The organism is Mycobacterium sp. 852002-51613_SCH5001154 (assembly GCF_001667425.1).
Classification (GTDB): domain Bacteria; phylum Actinomycetota; class Actinomycetes; order Mycobacteriales; family Mycobacteriaceae; genus Mycobacterium.
The window spans coordinates 41,204-57,510 of record NZ_LZII01000045.1; the positions used below are offsets into that span (position 1 = coordinate 41,204).

The following is a 16,307-nucleotide window of genomic DNA, read 5'->3' on the forward strand; positions in this document are numbered from 1 at the left end:
ATGCGAGCCGATGCGGGGGCGGTCGGCACGCGCCAGTGCGGCGTCAGCAAACATCTACCGGCAGCAGATTCGGCGCACCGGACGGCGCTGCTGTGACGAAGGCTGCAACGCCAAAACAGCACGTCCGCCCTGTTGTCGCACTACGGCCGCCGCGAAATTTACGGTGCTGCCAGCTGGCGGTTAGACTTGACGAAGTTGGCATGTCAGGCGGGTATTGTCATATCGTTTTACGACTTGTCGAGACCGGTTTCCAGGCCACCGTTCAGCGCTGCACGGACGCATCCCTAACAGGATCATCTCCACCTGGGGGACAGCCTATCGAGACAAGACCGAGGGGTCTTAAGCCCGCAACCTCCGGGTGCGACTCCATCGGAGCAGCTGTTAACGGACAGCTCAACGTTCAGGCGAAGGGTCAGGTGCATATGACGCCCAAGCGCGTCGGGTTATACAACCCCGCGTTCGAGCACGACTCGTGCGGGGTAGCCATGGTCGTCGATATGCACGGCCGTCGTAGCCGCGACATTGTCGATAAGGCCATCACCGCGCTGCTCAACCTCGAACACCGCGGTGCTCAGGGCGCCGAGCCGCGCAGCGGTGACGGTGCCGGCATCCTGATCCAGGTCCCGGATGCCTTCCTGCGCGAGGTCGTGGATTTCGAGCTGCCCCCAGCTGGCAGTTATGCCACCGGTATCGCCTTCCTCCCGCAGTCGTCCAAGGACGCCGCGGCCGCTTGCGACGCGGTGGAGAAGATCGCCGAAGCCGAGGGCCTGACGGTGCTGGGCTGGCGGAACGTGCCCATCGACGACTCGTCACTCGGCGCGCTGTCCCGCGACGCGATGCCCACGTTCCGGCAGGTGTTCATGGCCGGCGCATCGGACATGACGCTGGAGCGCCGCTGCTATCTGGTGCGCAAGCGCGCCGAGCACGAACTCGGCACCAAGGGGCCCGGGCAGGACGGACCCGGTCGCGAAACCGTCTATTTCCCAAGCCTTTCCGGCCAGACGATGGTCTACAAGGGCATGCTGACCACACCGCAGCTCAAGGCGTTTTACCTTGACCTGCAAGACGATCGGATGACCAGCGCGCTGGGCATCGTGCATTCGCGGTTCTCCACCAACACCTTTCCCTCGTGGCCGCTGGCCCATCCGTTCCGTCGGGTGGCCCACAACGGCGAGATCAACACCGTCACCGGCAACGAGAACTGGATGCGTGCCCGCGAGGCGTTGATCAAGACCGAGGTCTTCGGGACGGAAGCCGACGTCGAGAAGCTGTTCCCGATCTGTACCCCGGGCGCCTCGGACACCGCGCGGTTCGACGAGGCGCTCGAACTGCTGCACCTGGGTGGCCGCAGCCTCGCCCACGCGGTGCTGATGATGATTCCCGAGGCGTGGGAACGCAACGAGTCGATGGACCCGGCGCGGCGGGCGTTCTACGAGTTCCACGCCTCGTTGATGGAACCCTGGGACGGCCCGGCGTCGATCACGTTCACCGACGGCACCATCGTGGGCGCCGTGCTGGACCGAAACGGCTTGCGCCCCTCCCGGATCTGGGTCACCGAGGACGGCTTGGTGGTGATGGCTTCCGAGGCCGGGGTCCTGGACCTGGACCCGGCGAAGGTGGTTCGCCGGATGCGCCTGCAGCCCGGCCGGATGTTCCTGGTGGACACCACCCAAGGGCGAATCGTCGCCGACGAGGAGATCAAGGCCGAACTCGCCGCCGAGCACCCGTACCAGGAATGGCTGGACCGGAACCTGGTCCCGCTCGACAAGCTGCCACAGGGCGACTACGTGCGGATGCCGCATGAACGACTCGTCAAGCGGCAGTTGACATTCGGCTACACCTATGAAGAGCTCAACCTCTTGGTGTCGCCCATGGTGCGCACGGGCGCCGAGCCGATTGGCTCGATGGGCACCGACACCCCGGTCGCGGTGCTCTCGCAGCGGCCCCGGATGCTCTACGACTACTTCCAGCAGCTGTTCGCGCAGGTGACCAACCCGCCGCTGGACGCCATCCGCGAAGAGGTGGTGACCAGCCTGCAGGGCACCACCGGCGGCGAGCGCGACCTGCTCACGCCGACCGAACACTCCTGTCACCAGATCGCGTTGCAGCAGCCGATTCTGCGCAACCACGAGCTGGCCAAGTTGGTCAACCTCAATCCCGAGGACGAGGTCAACGGGCGCCCGCATGGCATGCGGTCCAAGGTGATTCGTTGCCTGTACCCGGTCGCCGAGGGTGGCGCCGGGTTGGCGGCGGCGCTCGATGAGGTGCGCGCGCGGGCATCGGCCGCGATCGAGGACGGCGCGCGGGTCATCATTCTCTCGGACCGCGAGTCCGACGAGCAGATGGCGCCGATCCCGTCGTTGCTCGCCGTTTCCGGAGTCCACCACCACCTGGTGCGCGACCGGACGCGCACCCATGTGGGTCTGGTCGTCGAGACCGGTGACGCCCGCGAGGTGCACCACATGGCGATGCTGATCGGGTGCGGGGCGGCGGCGATCAACCCTTACCTGGCGTTCGAGTCGATCGAGGACATGCTCGACCGCGGCGCGATCGACGGCTTCTCGGACCGGCAGGACCGCGAGAAGGCGCTGAACAACTACGTCAAGGCCGCCGGCAAGGGCGTGCTGAAAGTGATGTCCAAGATGGGCATTTCGACGCTGGCCTCCTACACCGGCGCGCAGCTGTTCCAGGCGGTCGGCATCTCCGAGGATGTGCTCGACGAGTACTTCACCGGGCTGAGCTGCCCGATCGGTGGCATCACCCTGGAGGACATCGCCGCCGACGTCGCAACTCGGCACCGGCTGGCCTATTTGGATCGCCGCGACGAGCGCGCGCACCGCGAACTCGAAGTCGGCGGCGAGTACCAGTGGCGCCGGGAAGGTGAGTATCACCTGTTCAACCCGGAGACCGTGTTCAAGCTGCAGCACTCGACTCGCACCGGCCAGTACAAGATTTTCAAGGACTACACCCGCCTGATCGACGACCAGAGCGAGCGGATGGCCTCACTGCGCGGCCTACTCAAGTTCCGCGGCGGTGTGCGTCCCCCGGTCCCGCTGGAAGAGGTCGAACCCGCCAGCGAGATCGTCAAGCGCTTCTCCACCGGGGCGATGAGCTACGGCTCGATCTCGGCCGAGGCGCACGAGACGCTCGCCATCGCGATGAACCGTCTCGGCGGGCGCTCCAACAGTGGGGAAGGCGGCGAGGACGTCAAGCGCTTCGACCGCGACCCCAATGGGGATTGGCGCCGCAGCGCCATCAAACAGGTCGCTTCCGCGCGTTTCGGCGTCACGTCGCACTACCTGACGAACTGCACCGACATTCAGATCAAGATGGCGCAGGGCGCGAAACCCGGCGAGGGCGGCCAGCTCCCGGGACACAAGGTGTATCCGTGGGTCGCCGAGGTCCGGCATTCCACACCCGGCGTCGGCCTGATCTCCCCACCGCCGCACCACGACATCTACTCCATCGAGGATCTCGCACAGCTGATCCACGACCTGAAGAACGCCAACCCGTCCGCACGGGTGCACGTCAAGCTCGTCTCCGAGAACGGGGTTGGGACGGTCGCCGCCGGCGTCTCCAAGGCGCACGCCGACGTGGTGTTGATCTCCGGCCACGACGGCGGCACCGGCGCCACCCCGCTGACGTCGATGAAACACGCGGGCGCGCCCTGGGAGTTGGGCCTGGCCGAGACACAACAAACCCTGCTGCTCAACGGGTTGCGTGACCGGATCGTGGTCCAGGTGGACGGTCAGCTCAAGACGGGCCGCGACGTGATGATCGCCGCGCTGCTCGGCGCCGAGGAATTCGGCTTCGCCACCGCGCCGCTGGTGGTGGCCGGCTGCATCATGATGCGGGTGTGTCACCTGGACACCTGCCCGGTCGGCGTGGCCACCCAGAACCCGGTGCTGCGCGAGCGGTTCACCGGTAAGCCCGAGTTCGTCGAGAACTTCTTCATGTTCATCGCCGAAGAGGTCCGCGAGTACATGGCGCAGTTGGGTTTCCGCACCCTCAACGAGGCCGTCGGCCAGGTGGGGGCGCTGGACACCACGCTGGCCCGCGCGCACTGGAAGGCGCACAAGCTGGATCTCGCGCCGGTGCTGCACGAGCCCGAGTCGGCGTTCATGAACCAGGACCTGTACTGCAGTTCCCGGCAGGACCACGGCCTGGACAAGGCGCTCGATCAGCAGCTGATCGTGATGAGCCGGGAGGCGCTCGATTCCGGCAAGCCGGTGCGCTTTTCCACCACCATCAGCAACGTCAACCGCACGGTGGGCACTATGCTCGGCCACGAGGTGACGAAAGCGTATGGCGGCCAAGGGCTTCCGGATGGAACCATCGACATCACCTTCGACGGATCCGCGGGTAACAGCTTCGGCGCCTTCGTGCCCAAGGGAATAACGTTGCGGGTCTACGGCGACGCCAACGACTACGTCGGCAAGGGGCTGTCCGGTGGCCGGATTGTGGTGCGTCCGTCGGACAACGCCCCGCAGGACTACGTGGCCGAGGACAACATCATCGGCGGCAACGTGATCCTGTTCGGCGCGACCAGCGGGGAAGCCTTCCTACGCGGGGTGGTCGGCGAGCGGTTCGCGGTCCGCAACTCCGGGGCCCACGCCGTCGTCGAGGGCGTCGGTGACCATGGATGCGAATACATGACGGGTGGTCGGGTTGTGATTCTCGGCCGGACCGGCCGCAACTTCGCGGCGGGAATGTCAGGCGGTGTGGCTTACGTGTACGACCCGGACGAGGAACTTCCGGACAATCTCAACATCGAGATGGTCGATGTGGAGACCCTGGACGAAGACGATGTCGACTTCCTGCACGGCATCATCCAGGCCCACGTGGACGCCACCGATTCCGCGGTCGGCCAGCGCGTCCTGGCGGACTGGCGCGGTCAACAACGCCATTTCGTCAAGGTGATGCCGCGCGACTACAAGAAGGTGCTGCAAGCGATCGCCGAAGCAGAGCGCGACGGAGTCGACGTGGACAAGGCGATCATGGCGGCCGCACATGGCTGACCCGAGCGGCTTCTTGAAGTACACGCACCGGGAACTGCCGAAGCGCCGGCCTGTCCCGCTGCGGTTGAAGGACTGGCACGAGGTCTACGAGGACTTCGACGAAGGCACGCTGCGTGAGCAGGCGACCCGTTGCATGGATTGCGGTATCCCGTTCTGTCACAACGGGTGTCCGTTGGGCAACCTGATCCCGGAATGGAACGACCTGGTGCGCAGGGGCAGCTGGCGCGACGCGATCGAGCGGCTGCATGCCACCAACAACTTCCCGGACTTCACCGGGCGGCTGTGTCCGGCCCCGTGCGAACCGGCGTGTGTGCTTGGCATCAACCAGGATCCGGTGACCATCAAGCAGATCGAGCTGGAGATCATCGACCACGCCTTCGAGGAAGGCTTCGTGGTGCCGCTGCCCCCGGACAAGCTGACCGGGAAAAAGGTCGCCGTGGTGGGTTCGGGTCCGGCAGGTTTGGCCGCGGCTCAGCAACTGACCCGCGCCGGCCACACGGTCACCGTTTTCGAGCGGGCGGATCGGATCGGCGGGCTGCTGCGCTACGGCATTCCGGAATTCAAGATGGAGAAGCGTGTCCTCGACCGGCGCCTGGACCAAATGCGGGCCGAGGGAACCGAATTCCGCGCCGGTGTCAACGTCGGAGTCGACATCACCGCCGAACAGCTGCGCGCCGACTTCGACGCGGTGGTCCTGGCCGGCGGCGCCACCGCCGGGCGAGACCTGCCCGTTCCCGGTCGGGACCTGGACGGGATCCACCAGGCGATGGAGTACCTGCCGTGGGGGAACCGCGTGCAGGAGGGCGACGACGTCCTAGGGGCCGACGGGGAACCTCCGATCACCGCCAAAGGCAAGAAGGTGGTCATCATCGGCGGCGGTGACACTGGGGCGGACTGCCTGGGTACCGCGCACCGGCAGGGCGCGACCGTCGTGCACCAGTTCGAGATCATGCCGCGCCCACCGGACACGCGCGCCGAATCGACCCCGTGGCCGACCTACCCGCTGATGTACCGGGTGTCGTCGGCGCACGAAGAGGGCGGCGAGCGGGTGTTCTCGGTGAACACCGAAAAGTTCATCGGCGCAGACGGCCGGGTGACGGCGCTCAAAGCGCACGAGGTCACCATGCAGGACGGCAAGTTCGTCAAGGTGGACGGCTCCGACTTCGAGCTCGAGGTCGACTTGGTGCTGCTGGCCATGGGATTCGTCGGCCCGGAAAAGGAGGGCCTGCTCACCGATCTCGAAGTCAAGCTCACCGACCGCGGCAACGTCGCGCGCGGTGCCGACTTCGACACGTCGGTCCCCGGTGTGTTCGTCGCCGGGGACATGGGTCGCGGCCAGTCGCTGATCGTCTGGGCGATTGCTGAAGGCAGGGCCGCTGCCGCGGCCGTCGATCGGTACCTGATGGGTGCGACCGCGCTGCCAGCGCCGGTCAAGCCGACCGCGGTCCCGCTCCAGTAGTCACAGAAGCCACACCAGAAACAGAAGCACCAACTGTCGGCGAGTCGCCCCCCGTTTGCCAGACGGTGGTGTCTAATTGCCTGTTGTGGGCTCGGTCACACGGGCATCGGATCGGGGCCCCGGCTGAACGGAACGATCGCAGGAGTGATCACTGTGCACATCAATCCCGTACCTCGATCACGGATAGGGCGAATCGCCTGGTCCTGGTTTCGTCACCCGGTCAAGAGCCGCGAGTTCCCCGCTAAGCACGAGCGCCTGGTAACCGCCGACGATTTGCTGATCTTCGGGGCATAACCGCCCGACCGAACCCCTTCGCGCGCCGCGGAGGGGTTTGCTCGTCGCGACAAAGGGGTTAACCCGGCCCCATCAACCCAGCAGCCCCGAATCGCGGATGGCCTCGGCGAGCGGTTCCAAGACGGCGGGGTCGTGCGGTGGGTTGATGTACACGATGCCCAGGTCGAGTCCTTCGGCCTGAAGCCCGGCGGCCTCTTCGACGACCTTCTGGTAGTTGCGCTCCTCGTCCAACCGCAGATGGGCGGACAGCGTGATCTCCTTCGGGTCGCGCCCGATCTTCTCGCACTCCGCGGCAAGCACGTCGCGCTTGCGGGCGAACAGCTCGGGCGGACCGCCCACGAAGTTCCAGTGCTGCGCGTAGCGCGCGGTGATCGGCAGGGTTCGTTTCTCCCCGTTGCCACCGATGCAGATCGGGGGATGGGGACGCTGCACGCCTTTGGGTTCGTTGCGGGCGCCCTTGAGCTGGTAGTACTTCCCGTCGAAGTCCGTGGTCTCCTGACTGAGCAGGCTGGTCAGCACCTCACACGCCTCCTCGAACCGATCGAAGCGTTCCCGGATGCTGCCCAGCTCGATGCCGTAGGCGCCCGACTCCTCCTCGTTCCAGCCGGCGCCGATCCCCAACTCGAGTCGTCCGTTCGAGATGATGTCGAGTGCCGCGGCCATGTTTGCCAGCACGGCGGGGTGGCGGTAATGGATCCCGGTGACCAGGGTGCCCAGCCGCAGCCGCTTGGTCGCCTGAGCCAGCGCGGTCAGCGTCGTCCAACCCTCGAGGCAGGGCCCGCCGGCGTCGGAGAAGATCGGGTAGAAGTGGTCGAAGGTCCACCCGGAATCGAAGACGTCGATATCGTCGGCGGCCTGCCAGACGGCCAGCATGGCTGCCCAGGTGGTGTTTTGGGGGGAGGTCTTGAAGGCGAATCGCATGAAATCGACGTTAGCCGATCTTTATGAAGGGCAACTAAACTCGACCGCGCGATGAGCTACTCCCTCGGACTCGACACCAAGGTCACCCTGCTGGCGGCCGGGCTGATCTTCCTCCTCGCCCTGGTGCTCGGGGTGTGGAAGTACCGGCAGATCATGGCCGCCGCCGACCATAGCGCCCATCCCTATGTCGACATCGCGCACCGGGCCGCGTTGCTCTACTCTTTCGCGACGCTGCTGCTGGCCGTCTTCGTCGAGCTCAGCGCCTGGCCGACGTTGGTCAACCTGGCCGCGGCCGGCGTGGTCGTCTTCTTTTTCGTCGGCGCCATCCTGAGCTACATCGCACACGGGGCGCGACGCGACACCGTCAACCAATTCGAGGATCCCGCGCCCGGAACGGGACTCTTCATGGCGTTGCTGATCGCCGGCGAGATCGGGGGCTTCAGCGTGCTGCTCGCCGGTTTCGTCGCCGGGCAGTTCTGGTAAAGCAGCCAGGCACACTGGAGTCATGGACCCGGTAACAGCCTTGCGGCAGATCGCCTACTATAAGGACCGGAGCCGTCAGGACCCCAGGCGCGTGATGGCGTACCGCAACGCCGCCGACATCATCGAGGGTCTCGACGACGCGGCGCGGGAGCGGCACGGCCAGGCCAACAGCTGGCAGTCGCTGCCCGGGATCGGGCCCAAGACCGCGAAGGTCATCGACCAGGCCTGGTCCGGTCGCGAACCCGACCTCCTCGTCGAATTGCGTTCCGCCGCCGAGGATCTCGGTGGGGGTGACATCCGTGCGGCGTTGCGCGGGGACTTGCACCTGCACTCCAACTGGTCGGACGGGTCGGCGCCGATCGACGAGATGATGGCGACCGCGTCCGCGCTCGGGCATGAGTACTGCGCGCTGACCGACCACTCGCCGCGGCTGACGATTGCCAACGGGCTGTCGCCGGAGCGGTTGCGCGCACAGCTCGGCGTCATCGACAAGCTGCGTGAGCAGTTCGCGCCGATGCGCATTCTCACCGGGATCGAGGTCGACATCCTCGAGGACGGCAGCCTCGACCAGGAGCCCGAGCTGCTCGAGCGGCTCGATGTCGTGGTGGCCAGCGTGCATTCGAAGCTGTCGATGGATGCCGCGGCGATGACGCGGCGCATGGTGCGCGCCGTCTCCAATCCGCACACCGACGTGCTGGGCCATTGCACCGGCCGGCTGGTATCGGGCAATCGGGGCGTCCGACCCCAATCCAAGTTCGACGCCGAAGCGGTTTTCGCCGCCTGCCGCGAGCATGGCACCGCGGTGGAGATCAACTCGCGACCCGAACGCCGGGACCCGCCGACCCGGCTGCTCCAGCTGGCGCTGGAGATCGGCTGCGTCTTCAGCATCGACACCGATGCACATGCGCCAGGCCAGCTGGACTTCCTCGGTTATGGCGCGCAGCGCGCCGTGGACGTGGGTGTGCCCGCCGACCGGATCGTCAACACCTGGCCGGCCGACAAGCTGCTGGAGTGGACGGGCTCGAACTGAGACTCCTCAGACCTGCACCGTCTACGCGAAAACAGTTGGGGCAGAGAAGAATTAGCCGATACCGCGCATCGGTCAGTCGGGAAGGTGCGGCATCTCGATACCCAGTTCACGGCCGACCAACACCCCGCGCGTGAGGGCGGATCTGCCGAAGCGCTGACGAACCTGGTCGACCGCGACGTCCACCGCAAGCGATTCCCCGTCAAGCGGCAACGCCAATTGCTGGGCGCCGCTGCGGTCGATCCCCGACACCGCGAAACCGACCAGCGTCAGCCCGCGCTGCGAGATCAGGGGTGCGGCCGACGCAACCAGCTGCCGCGCCGCGCCCAGGATCGGCTGCGTCGACGACGTCGCCCAGGGCAGCGTCCGCGACCGTGTCGCCCGCCCGAAGTCGTCGAACCGCAGGCGGAGCACCACCGTGCGCCCGGTGCGTCCGGCGGCGCGCATCCGGCCGGTAATCCGATCGATCAGGTTGACCACCACCGCATCGATCTCGGCGGCCGACATGGTGTTGCCGGCGCGGCCCAGCGCCCGTTGCGCGCCCACCGACCGACGACGCACACCGGTGGTCACCCGGCGGCGGTCGACGTTGTGGGACAGCGCGAACAGCTGGCGGCCCATGGCGCCGCCCAGCAGCGACGCCAGCGTCGACTCGCTCAGCTCGGCGACGTCGGCGACGGTCAGGAGTCCGTGGGCGTGGAGTTTGTCGGCCGTCTTGGCGCCCACGCCCCACAGCCGCCGCACCGGCAGCGGGTGGAGGAAGGTCAGCTCCTGGTCGGGCTGTACCAGCAGAAGCCCGTCCGGTTTGGCCTCCTGGCTGGCGACCTTGGCGAGAAACTTCGTGCGCGCGATGCCCACGGTGATGGGCAGACCAACCCGGTCGCGCACGTCGGCCCGCAGCCGGCCGGCGATCTGAACCGGCGTCCCGGAAACCCGGCGCAGCCCGCCGACATCCAAAAACGCCTCGTCCACCGAGAGCGGCTCCACGATCGGCGTGCAGTCGCGAAACACTTCGAACACGGCGTCACTGGCGCGGCTGTAGGCGCTCATCCGGGGCGGCACCACCACCGCGTGCGGGCACAGCCGGCGCGCTTGCGCCCCGCCCATCGCGGTCCGCACGCCGTAGGCCTTGGCCTCGTAGCTGGCCGCGAGCACGACCCCGCCGCCGACGATCACCGGGCGGCCGCGCAACGTCGGGTCGTCGCGCTGTTCGACGGACGCGTAGAACGAATCCAGGTCCGCGTGCAGGATGGACGCATCGCACCGCACGAACATATGTTCGCACGCGCCGGTGACGACAGCCGATGGTGGCGACCCGCTTCGCCCGGCTACGCCGCGCTTGCGATCGCCACTTAGCCGGTGGTGGCGACCCGCTTCGCCCGGCTACGCCGCGCTTGCGATCGCCACTAGCCTGATTCGCCGTAGATGCTGGTGACCCAGATATGGGTAAGGGTGTCGACGACCCGGTCCTCATCCACCGCCGGCGTCTCCGCGGACAGGGCGGCCATCATCGTCCGCTCGTTCATCTGGTTCAGCGAGGTCGCCAGGTCAACCGCCGGGATCGTCTCCGGCGCGGCCCCGCGGGTGCGTTCGGCGGTGATTATCGCGGCCGTCTGGTCGATCCACTTCTGCATGAAGCCCAACCACACGACGCGCAGTTCGGAGCTGGTCGCCAGCGCTTCGGTGGCGGCGCGCGCCAGCCGGCGGTGGGTGCTGAACGCGGTGAAGAAAGCCTTGATGCCGTTTCGCCAGACCCGGCGGGGATCCGCGGGCAGCCGCTGCACCGCGCCGTCGAACTCGGAGTCGGCGCGCGCGATCACCGGCTCCAGCAGCGACAGCAGCACCGCATCCTTCGACTTGAAATAGAAGTAAAACGTCGGGCGCGACAATCCTGCGCCCTTGGCCAGGTCGTCGACCGAGATGTCGGCGAACGAGCGCTGTTCGAGCAGCCGCTCGGCGGTCGCGAGGATCGCCTGCTCACGGTCGTCACCCGAGGGACGCATGGCGCGGCGGCCACGCAGGGCACGGGTCTGGCCGACGCTAGTCACGACCGTTACTTTACACCGTGTCGAAAGTTTCAACACCCTGTTGACTGCGTCGACAGGCCGTTGATAATGTGGCCCCATGACTGAGCACCTTGACGTGATCATCGTGGGCGCCGGCATCTCGGGCATCAGCGCGGCGTGGCACCTGCAGGAGCGCTGCCCGACCAAGAGCTACGCGATCCTCGAACGCCGTGAGGACCTGGGCGGCACCTGGGACCTGTTCAAGTACCCGGGCATCCGGTCGGACTCGGACATGTTCACCCTGGGCTTCCGGTTCAAGCCGTGGCGGTCGGCGAAATCGATCGCAGACGGCCCCGACATCAAGGCCTACATCAAGGAGGCGGCGGTCGAGAACAAGATCGACCGGCACATCCGTTACCGTCAGCGCGTCCTCGCCGCCGATTGGTCGGACGCCGACAACCGCTGGACCCTGACCGTCGAGTCCGACGGCCAGCAGCGAGAGCTCACCTGCTCCTTCCTCTTCGCCTGCACGGGCTACTACAACTACGACGAGGGATACTCGCCCACCTTCCCCGGCGCCGACGACTTCGAGGGCCGGATCGTCCATCCGCAGCACTGGCCGGAGGACCTCGAATACACGGGCAAGAAGATCGTCGTGATCGGGTCGGGCGCCACCGCGATCACGCTGATCCCGGCCCTGGTGAACTCGGGCTCCGGCCACGTCACGATGCTGCAGCGCTCGCCCACTTATATCGGCTCGCTGCCCGGGGTCGACCCCTTCGCCGTGCGGTTCAACCAGTGGTTACCGGACCGCTTGGCGCACATCGCCAATCGTTGGAAAGCCATCGCGTTCAGCACCTTCCAGTACCAGCTGTCCCGGAAGCGTCCGGCCTACATGCGCAAGACGTTGATGACGATGGCCAAGCGCCGCCTGCCGCAGGGCTACGACGTCGAGAAGCACTTCGGGCCCCGGTACAACGTATGGGACCAGCGGCTGTGCCTGGCGCCCGACGGCGATTTCTTCCGGACCATCCGGCACGGCAAGGCGGACGTCGTCACCGACACCATCGACCGGTTCACCAAGACCGGAATCAGGCTCACCTCGGGTGAGGAGCTGAAAGCCGACATCATCGTCACCGCAACGGGTTTGAACATGCAGTTGCTCGGTGGGGTGCGGCCCACCCGGAACGGTCAGCCGATCGAGCTGACGTCGTTGATGACCTACAAGGGCCTGATGTTCTCCGGCGTCCCGAACTTCGCAATCACCTTCGGCTACACCAACGCGTCATGGACGCTGAAGGCCGACCTGGTCTCCGAATTCGTCTGCCGGTTGCTGAACTACATGGACGACAACGGTTTTGACTTCGTGGAGCCGCAGCATCCCGGCCCTGACGTCGACGAGCTGCCTTTCATGGACTTCAGCCCCGGCTATTTCCAGCGGGCGATGGACATGCTGCCCAAGTCAGGGTCGCGCGCACCGTGGCGGCTCAAGCAGAACTACTTGTTCGACATGCGCACGATCCGGCGCGGCAAGGTTGCCGATGAGGGCCTGCGCTTCGCGAAACAGCGTGCGCCGGTAGCGGTTTAGGGCTCGACGACGACGATGCCGTCGTCGTCGCAGTAGGCGATCTCGCCCGGGACGAACCTCACCCCGCCCAGCGTGACCTCGACGTCGCGCTCGCCGGCGCCGGACTTGGTGCTCTTACGGGGGTTGGTGCCCAGCGCCTTGATGCCGATGTCGAGTCCGCGCAGCGCGGCGGCGTCGCGCACCGCGCCATTGACGACGATCCCGGCCCAGCCGTTGGAGCGGGCCAGCTCGGCGATCACATCGCCGACCAGGGCCGCGTGCAGGGAGCCGCCGCCGTCGATGACCAGTATCCCGCCCGCACTCGGCTGCGAGAGCACCGATTTCAGCAACGCGTTGTCTTCGAAGCAGCGCACCGTGCTGATGGGTCCGGCGAATTGGGCGCGGCCGCCGAACTGGCGGAACTGGACGTCGCAGCTGCGTACGTCCGGTCCGATGTCGTCCACCAGGTCGGCGGTCGGCTGGAATGACACGGTCACGTCTGACACGGTAGCGGCTACGGCGGCGGTCAGCGGCGGCGCAGCTGCCGGATCAACAGGATCGCCAGGAGGCTGACGGCCAGGGCGACGATCAACGGGAGCGGGGACTGGGTCAGTGCCGCCGCCGCCGGAGCGTTCGGAGAAACCGGGTCATTGGCGGCGTCCACAGTGGATTTCGCTTGCGCCGCTGCGTCTTTGGCGGCGGCCGCGAGGTCGCCGTTGGTTTCGATTCGTTGCCGCACCTCTAGCGGCGGCTCGGCGGCCTTTGCCGGCGGCTCGGCGGCCTTTGCGGGAGCCTTCTTCGCCGGTGCCTTCTTCGCTGGCGCCTTTTTGGCGGGCGCCTTCTTCGCGGGCGCCTTCTTGGCGGGTGCTTTCGCTACCTTCTTCGCGGCCTTGGCCGGAGGCTTCTTTTCCGGCGGCGGGGTCGACGCGCCGTCGGGTTCGCTGCCGGGTGGATCCTGCGGGTCTGCCATGCGGCCGCTCCTTGAGCAATCTTTCAGTAGTTATCTAGCCCACGCGGGTTCTTCGAACCCATCATGCCAGCACGAGCGCGGGCGCCTCGGCCGCCGGTCACGGTCTGCGCCGCACCGCCCACAGGGCGCCCCCGGCGACAAGCACCGCCGCCACCACGACGAACGGCCAGACCGGGACATCGCCGCCGGCGGGGCCGCCACCCGCCGGGGGTCCCGGCGTGCCCGTGCCCGGCACGCTCAGCCGAAACGACCAGGATCCGGAGACCACGTGGCCGTCCGCGGAGGTGACCCGGTAGTTCACCGTGTAGACGCCGGCCGGTCCCAGCGGCCGAAGGTCGATGCCGACCACCGCGCCACGCACCGTCGGGTCGCCGGTGGACCACACGTTGCCGTCGGGCCCGATGACGGTCATGGCCGCGAACGTGGTCTGCAGCTGTTCGTTGAAGGTGGCGCTCACCCGCCCGGGACCCGTCGCGAGAACCGCGTTGTCCGCCGGATCGGTGGCTACCCGGGCTGCGTGCGCCGACGCGACCGGCGCCGTCAACGGTGCGATCACCAACAGGGCACCGACGCACGCGGCGATCGCCAACCGCCTCATGCCCGTCGGCGGATCAGCGCAAGGCAGATACCCAGCGCGGCCACCACCAGGGCGGCACCGCCCAGCACCCGGGCGGTGTTGTCCGCGGATCTCGGCGGTGGCGGCGCGGCCGCCTGGTCGGCCGGTGCCATCGAAGGCGGGTGATGGCCGTGGGACGCTATCGGTCCCGCGGCAAGTGTCAGCGTGGGGACCGGGTATTCCGGCTCACCGCCACCGGGCTGCGGCGGCTGGTCCCACTTCACGACGGTGCCGTCGGAATAGGTCTGTGTGGCCGGGAAGCTGACGGTCTCTGCGTCGGGCAACTTCACCGAAATCCGGAACAGGGCGAATTGGTCCACCCCGATGCCGGCGCCCGGCGCGGCCGTCCACGTGACCGAGTGCACCGCACCCGATGCCGCGTCGCGGTCGAGCTTGGTCGTCCAGCCCGGCATGCTCTCGGTGCGCGCCGAGGCCACGTTGGGCAGGGCGACGCTCAGCCCGGTGGTTACCGCGCCCGTGTTCGATTCGTTGGGCACCTGGAAGGTGACGATCGCCATGGCGCCGCGCACCGCACTGTCGCTGCTGGCGTGGACGTGCGCCCAGGCCGCCGGGAGTTGCGCCGCCGAGCCGAGATAGAGACCGAGAACAGCCACCACGGCGATGGGGAGGCGCGCCGTCCGCCGCGCGCGGGTCGAGATGCCGGGCAGCCACATTCGTTGGTCAGCTCAACCCGAGCCGGGCCATCAGGTCCGCCTCGATGCCGTCGAGCTGCGATGAGATCGCGGCGTGGGCCGCCCGGCGCCGCGCGGCCGGCATGTTCTCGGCGGCGGTGACGGCCGCGGACAGATCGGTCAGCCGCTCGGTGATGGCCGACACGAACTGCTTGGTCTCGGCGTCCTTCGGCTTCTTTTCCTGCACGGTCCGCAGGGACTTCTCAGCTCCGGCGATCCGGGCGGACAGCTGCGCGCCGTGACCGGAGAACTGCCCGATCTGGGCCAGCGGTATCCCGAGTTGGTCCGCGCGGCGCTGGTCGATCAGCGCGCGGGCCGAGACGGCGGCGCGGTAGACGACCGGAGTGAGGATCGGCGCGACCAGCCGGGACACCGTGAGTGCCCGGCGGATCCGCGTCGGCGAGAAGATCTTGCCCTCGCGCGCCGCTTTGAGTTGGGTCTCGGCCACCTTCAGGGCGTTCCGGTCGCTGTCCCGTTGGGCCTTGATCTGCGCCCTGAGCGCCTTGGCCTCCGCCCGGTGGGCGGCCTTGTACCGGCGAGTCTCGTTTCGGGCGGCGAGCTTGGCCTCCAGCTTCGCGCGGGCCTTGATCGCACGGGCTTCGGCGCGACGCGTCGCGCGACTCTTTCGCTTGCGGAACAGGGCCATTCCCGGCCGCCTCCCCGGTTTCTCGTGGCTATCGCTTTCGCGCGTGCGCGATCCGTGAGCCAACCCTAATCGGAATGGGCGGGCGCAAGCCCTCCAGGTCGGCCCCGGCCAACCGGTTGCCAGCCCGGGCGTCCGCTAGACGTCCAGGTGCTCCGCGCGGCGCAGCTCGTTGACCCGCTGCATGACCTCGTGTTGGGCCTCGGGGGACAACTCGGAGGCGCGCACGGCAATGCGACGCACGCCGTCGTCGCGCATGGTCGCCAGGAACGACAACTCCTGATCGAGCTTCTCGTAGTACTCGTCGTCGGTGAAGTAGGCCGGCTTGATGCGGAAGAAGTTGGCCAATGCGGCCATTGTCGCCGACGACGGGTTGGTGCGGTTCCCCGAACGCAACTGCGACAGGTAGGGAGCCGACATCGTGATGCCCTCCGCCTTGAGCGCCGCGATCACTTCCGCGGAGGTGTGCGGCCCCCGTCCCGGGGGATACACCGTGTCGAACAGGCGGTTCAGGCGAGCAGCGAACGTCGTGCTCATTGGATATGACCTCCACTTGGCTGTAGAAGTGAACTATTACCTAGGTGTATTTGCTGATCATGGTAGCGAGGGTT

General features: G+C 67.3%; 14 protein-coding genes. 5 read left to right on the forward strand and 9 right to left on the reverse strand.

The annotated features are described in order from the left end of the window. Positions 1–422: 422 nt before the first annotated feature. On the forward strand, positions 423–5,018 hold the full coding sequence (gene gltB / locus A5750_RS11860; protein ID WP_066953534.1) for a glutamate synthase large subunit: 4,596 nt from the start codon (positions 423–425) through the stop codon (positions 5,016–5,018). Continuing rightward, complete coding sequence (locus tag A5750_RS11865) at positions 5,011–6,477, forward strand: glutamate synthase subunit beta (protein ID WP_066953532.1); 1,467 nt, start codon at positions 5,011–5,013, stop codon at positions 6,475–6,477. Before gltB ends, A5750_RS11865 begins: the two co-directional genes overlap by 8 nt. Positions 6,478–6,843: 366 nt before the next feature. Here the strand turns inward: A5750_RS11865 and A5750_RS11870 are convergent, their stop codons facing one another. After that, complete coding sequence (locus A5750_RS11870) at positions 6,844–7,692, reverse strand: LLM class F420-dependent oxidoreductase (protein ID WP_067262992.1); 849 nt, start codon at positions 7,690–7,692, stop codon at positions 6,844–6,846. Positions 7,693–7,743: 51 nt separating this feature from the next. Here A5750_RS11870 and A5750_RS11875 point away from each other — a divergent pair, with 51 nt between their 5' ends. Together A5750_RS11875 and A5750_RS11880 are read left to right on the forward strand one after the other, a co-directional pair. Beyond that, a complete protein-coding gene (locus A5750_RS11875) occupies positions 7,744–8,175 on the forward strand; it encodes a hypothetical protein (RefSeq protein ID WP_067262995.1) in 432 nt (143 codons plus the stop codon). 22 nt (positions 8,176–8,197) lie between these two features. Continuing rightward, entirely contained in the window at positions 8,198–9,205 is a 1,008-nt protein-coding gene (locus A5750_RS11880) for a PHP domain-containing protein (RefSeq protein ID WP_067262999.1), read from the forward strand. Positions 9,206–9,277: 72 nt separating this feature from the next. Here the strand turns inward: A5750_RS11880 and dinB are convergent, their stop codons facing one another. Beyond that, a complete protein-coding gene (gene dinB, locus A5750_RS11885; RefSeq protein WP_067263003.1) occupies positions 9,278–10,477 on the reverse strand; it encodes a DNA polymerase IV in 1,200 nt (399 codons plus the stop codon). Between the two features lie 131 nt (positions 10,478–10,608). After that, positions 10,609–11,250, reverse strand: coding sequence for a TetR/AcrR family transcriptional regulator (locus A5750_RS11890; protein WP_066953522.1), 642 nt, complete (start codon positions 11,248–11,250; stop codon positions 10,609–10,611). A gap of 76 nt (positions 11,251–11,326) precedes the next feature. Between A5750_RS11890 and A5750_RS11895 the strand changes: the two genes are divergently transcribed. Next, positions 11,327–12,796: an NAD(P)/FAD-dependent oxidoreductase gene (locus tag A5750_RS11895; protein WP_067263006.1), complete on the forward strand. Its 1,470-nt coding sequence runs from the start codon at positions 11,327–11,329 to the stop codon at positions 12,794–12,796. Here the strand turns inward: A5750_RS11895 and rraA are convergent. From rraA to A5750_RS11925, 6 genes are all read right to left on the reverse strand, one after another. Beyond that, positions 12,793–13,272, reverse strand: coding sequence for a ribonuclease E activity regulator RraA (gene rraA, locus A5750_RS11900; protein WP_067263009.1), 480 nt, complete (start codon positions 13,270–13,272; stop codon positions 12,793–12,795). The two genes, A5750_RS11895 and rraA, sit on opposite strands and share 4 nt — an antisense overlap. Positions 13,273–13,301: 29 nt before the next feature. Then, positions 13,302–13,745: a nucleoid-structuring protein H-NS gene (locus tag A5750_RS11905; protein ID WP_067263013.1), complete on the reverse strand. Its 444-nt coding sequence runs from the start codon at positions 13,743–13,745 to the stop codon at positions 13,302–13,304. A 97-nt stretch (positions 13,746–13,842) separates the two neighbouring features. Further along, positions 13,843–14,343: a copper resistance CopC family protein gene (locus A5750_RS11910; RefSeq protein WP_067263016.1), complete on the reverse strand. Its 501-nt coding sequence runs from the start codon at positions 14,341–14,343 to the stop codon at positions 13,843–13,845. Then, the gene (locus tag A5750_RS11915) at positions 14,340–15,035 is read right to left on the reverse strand and encodes a YcnI family protein (RefSeq protein ID WP_066953515.1); all 696 of its coding nucleotides are present in this window, start codon (positions 15,033–15,035) and stop codon (positions 14,340–14,342) included. Before A5750_RS11915 ends, A5750_RS11910 begins: the two co-directional genes overlap by 4 nt. A 7-nt stretch (positions 15,036–15,042) precedes the next feature. Next, positions 15,043–15,699, reverse strand: coding sequence for a DUF6474 family protein (locus A5750_RS11920; protein WP_066953514.1), 657 nt, complete (start codon positions 15,697–15,699; stop codon positions 15,043–15,045). Positions 15,700–15,834: 135 nt separating this feature from the next. Further along, complete coding sequence (locus A5750_RS11925; protein WP_066953513.1) at positions 15,835–16,233, reverse strand: helix-turn-helix transcriptional regulator; 399 nt, start codon at positions 16,231–16,233, stop codon at positions 15,835–15,837. Between the last annotated feature and the right edge of the window lie 74 nt (positions 16,234–16,307).

Bases quoted from the DNA above. Each gene is read 5' to 3' on its own strand.
- gltB (WP_066953534.1), top strand. From the start codon at position 423: ATGACGCCCAAGCGCGTCGGGTTATACAACCCCGCGTTCGAGCACGAC.
- A5750_RS11865 (WP_066953532.1), top strand. From the start codon at position 5,011: ATGGCTGACCCGAGCGGCTTCTTGAAGTACACGCACCGGGAACTGCCG.
- A5750_RS11870 (WP_067262992.1), bottom strand. From the start codon at position 7,692: ATGCGATTCGCCTTCAAGACCTCCCCCCAAAACACCACCTGGGCAGCC.
- A5750_RS11875 (WP_067262995.1), top strand. From the start codon at position 7,744: ATGAGCTACTCCCTCGGACTCGACACCAAGGTCACCCTGCTGGCGGCC.
- A5750_RS11880 (WP_067262999.1), top strand. From the start codon at position 8,198: ATGGACCCGGTAACAGCCTTGCGGCAGATCGCCTACTATAAGGACCGG.
- dinB (WP_067263003.1), bottom strand. From the start codon at position 10,477: ATGTTCGTGCGGTGCGATGCGTCCATCCTGCACGCGGACCTGGATTCG.
- A5750_RS11895 (WP_067263006.1), top strand. From the start codon at position 11,327: ATGACTGAGCACCTTGACGTGATCATCGTGGGCGCCGGCATCTCGGGC.
- A5750_RS11905 (WP_067263013.1), bottom strand. From the start codon at position 13,745: ATGGCAGACCCGCAGGATCCACCCGGCAGCGAACCCGACGGCGCGTCG.
- A5750_RS11910 (WP_067263016.1), bottom strand. From the start codon at position 14,343: ATGAGGCGGTTGGCGATCGCCGCGTGCGTCGGTGCCCTGTTGGTGATC.
- A5750_RS11915 (WP_066953515.1), bottom strand. From the start codon at position 15,035: ATGTGGCTGCCCGGCATCTCGACCCGCGCGCGGCGGACGGCGCGCCTC.
- A5750_RS11920 (WP_066953514.1), bottom strand. From the start codon at position 15,699: ATGGCCCTGTTCCGCAAGCGAAAGAGTCGCGCGACGCGTCGCGCCGAA.
- A5750_RS11925 (WP_066953513.1), bottom strand. From the start codon at position 16,233: ATGAGCACGACGTTCGCTGCTCGCCTGAACCGCCTGTTCGACACGGTG.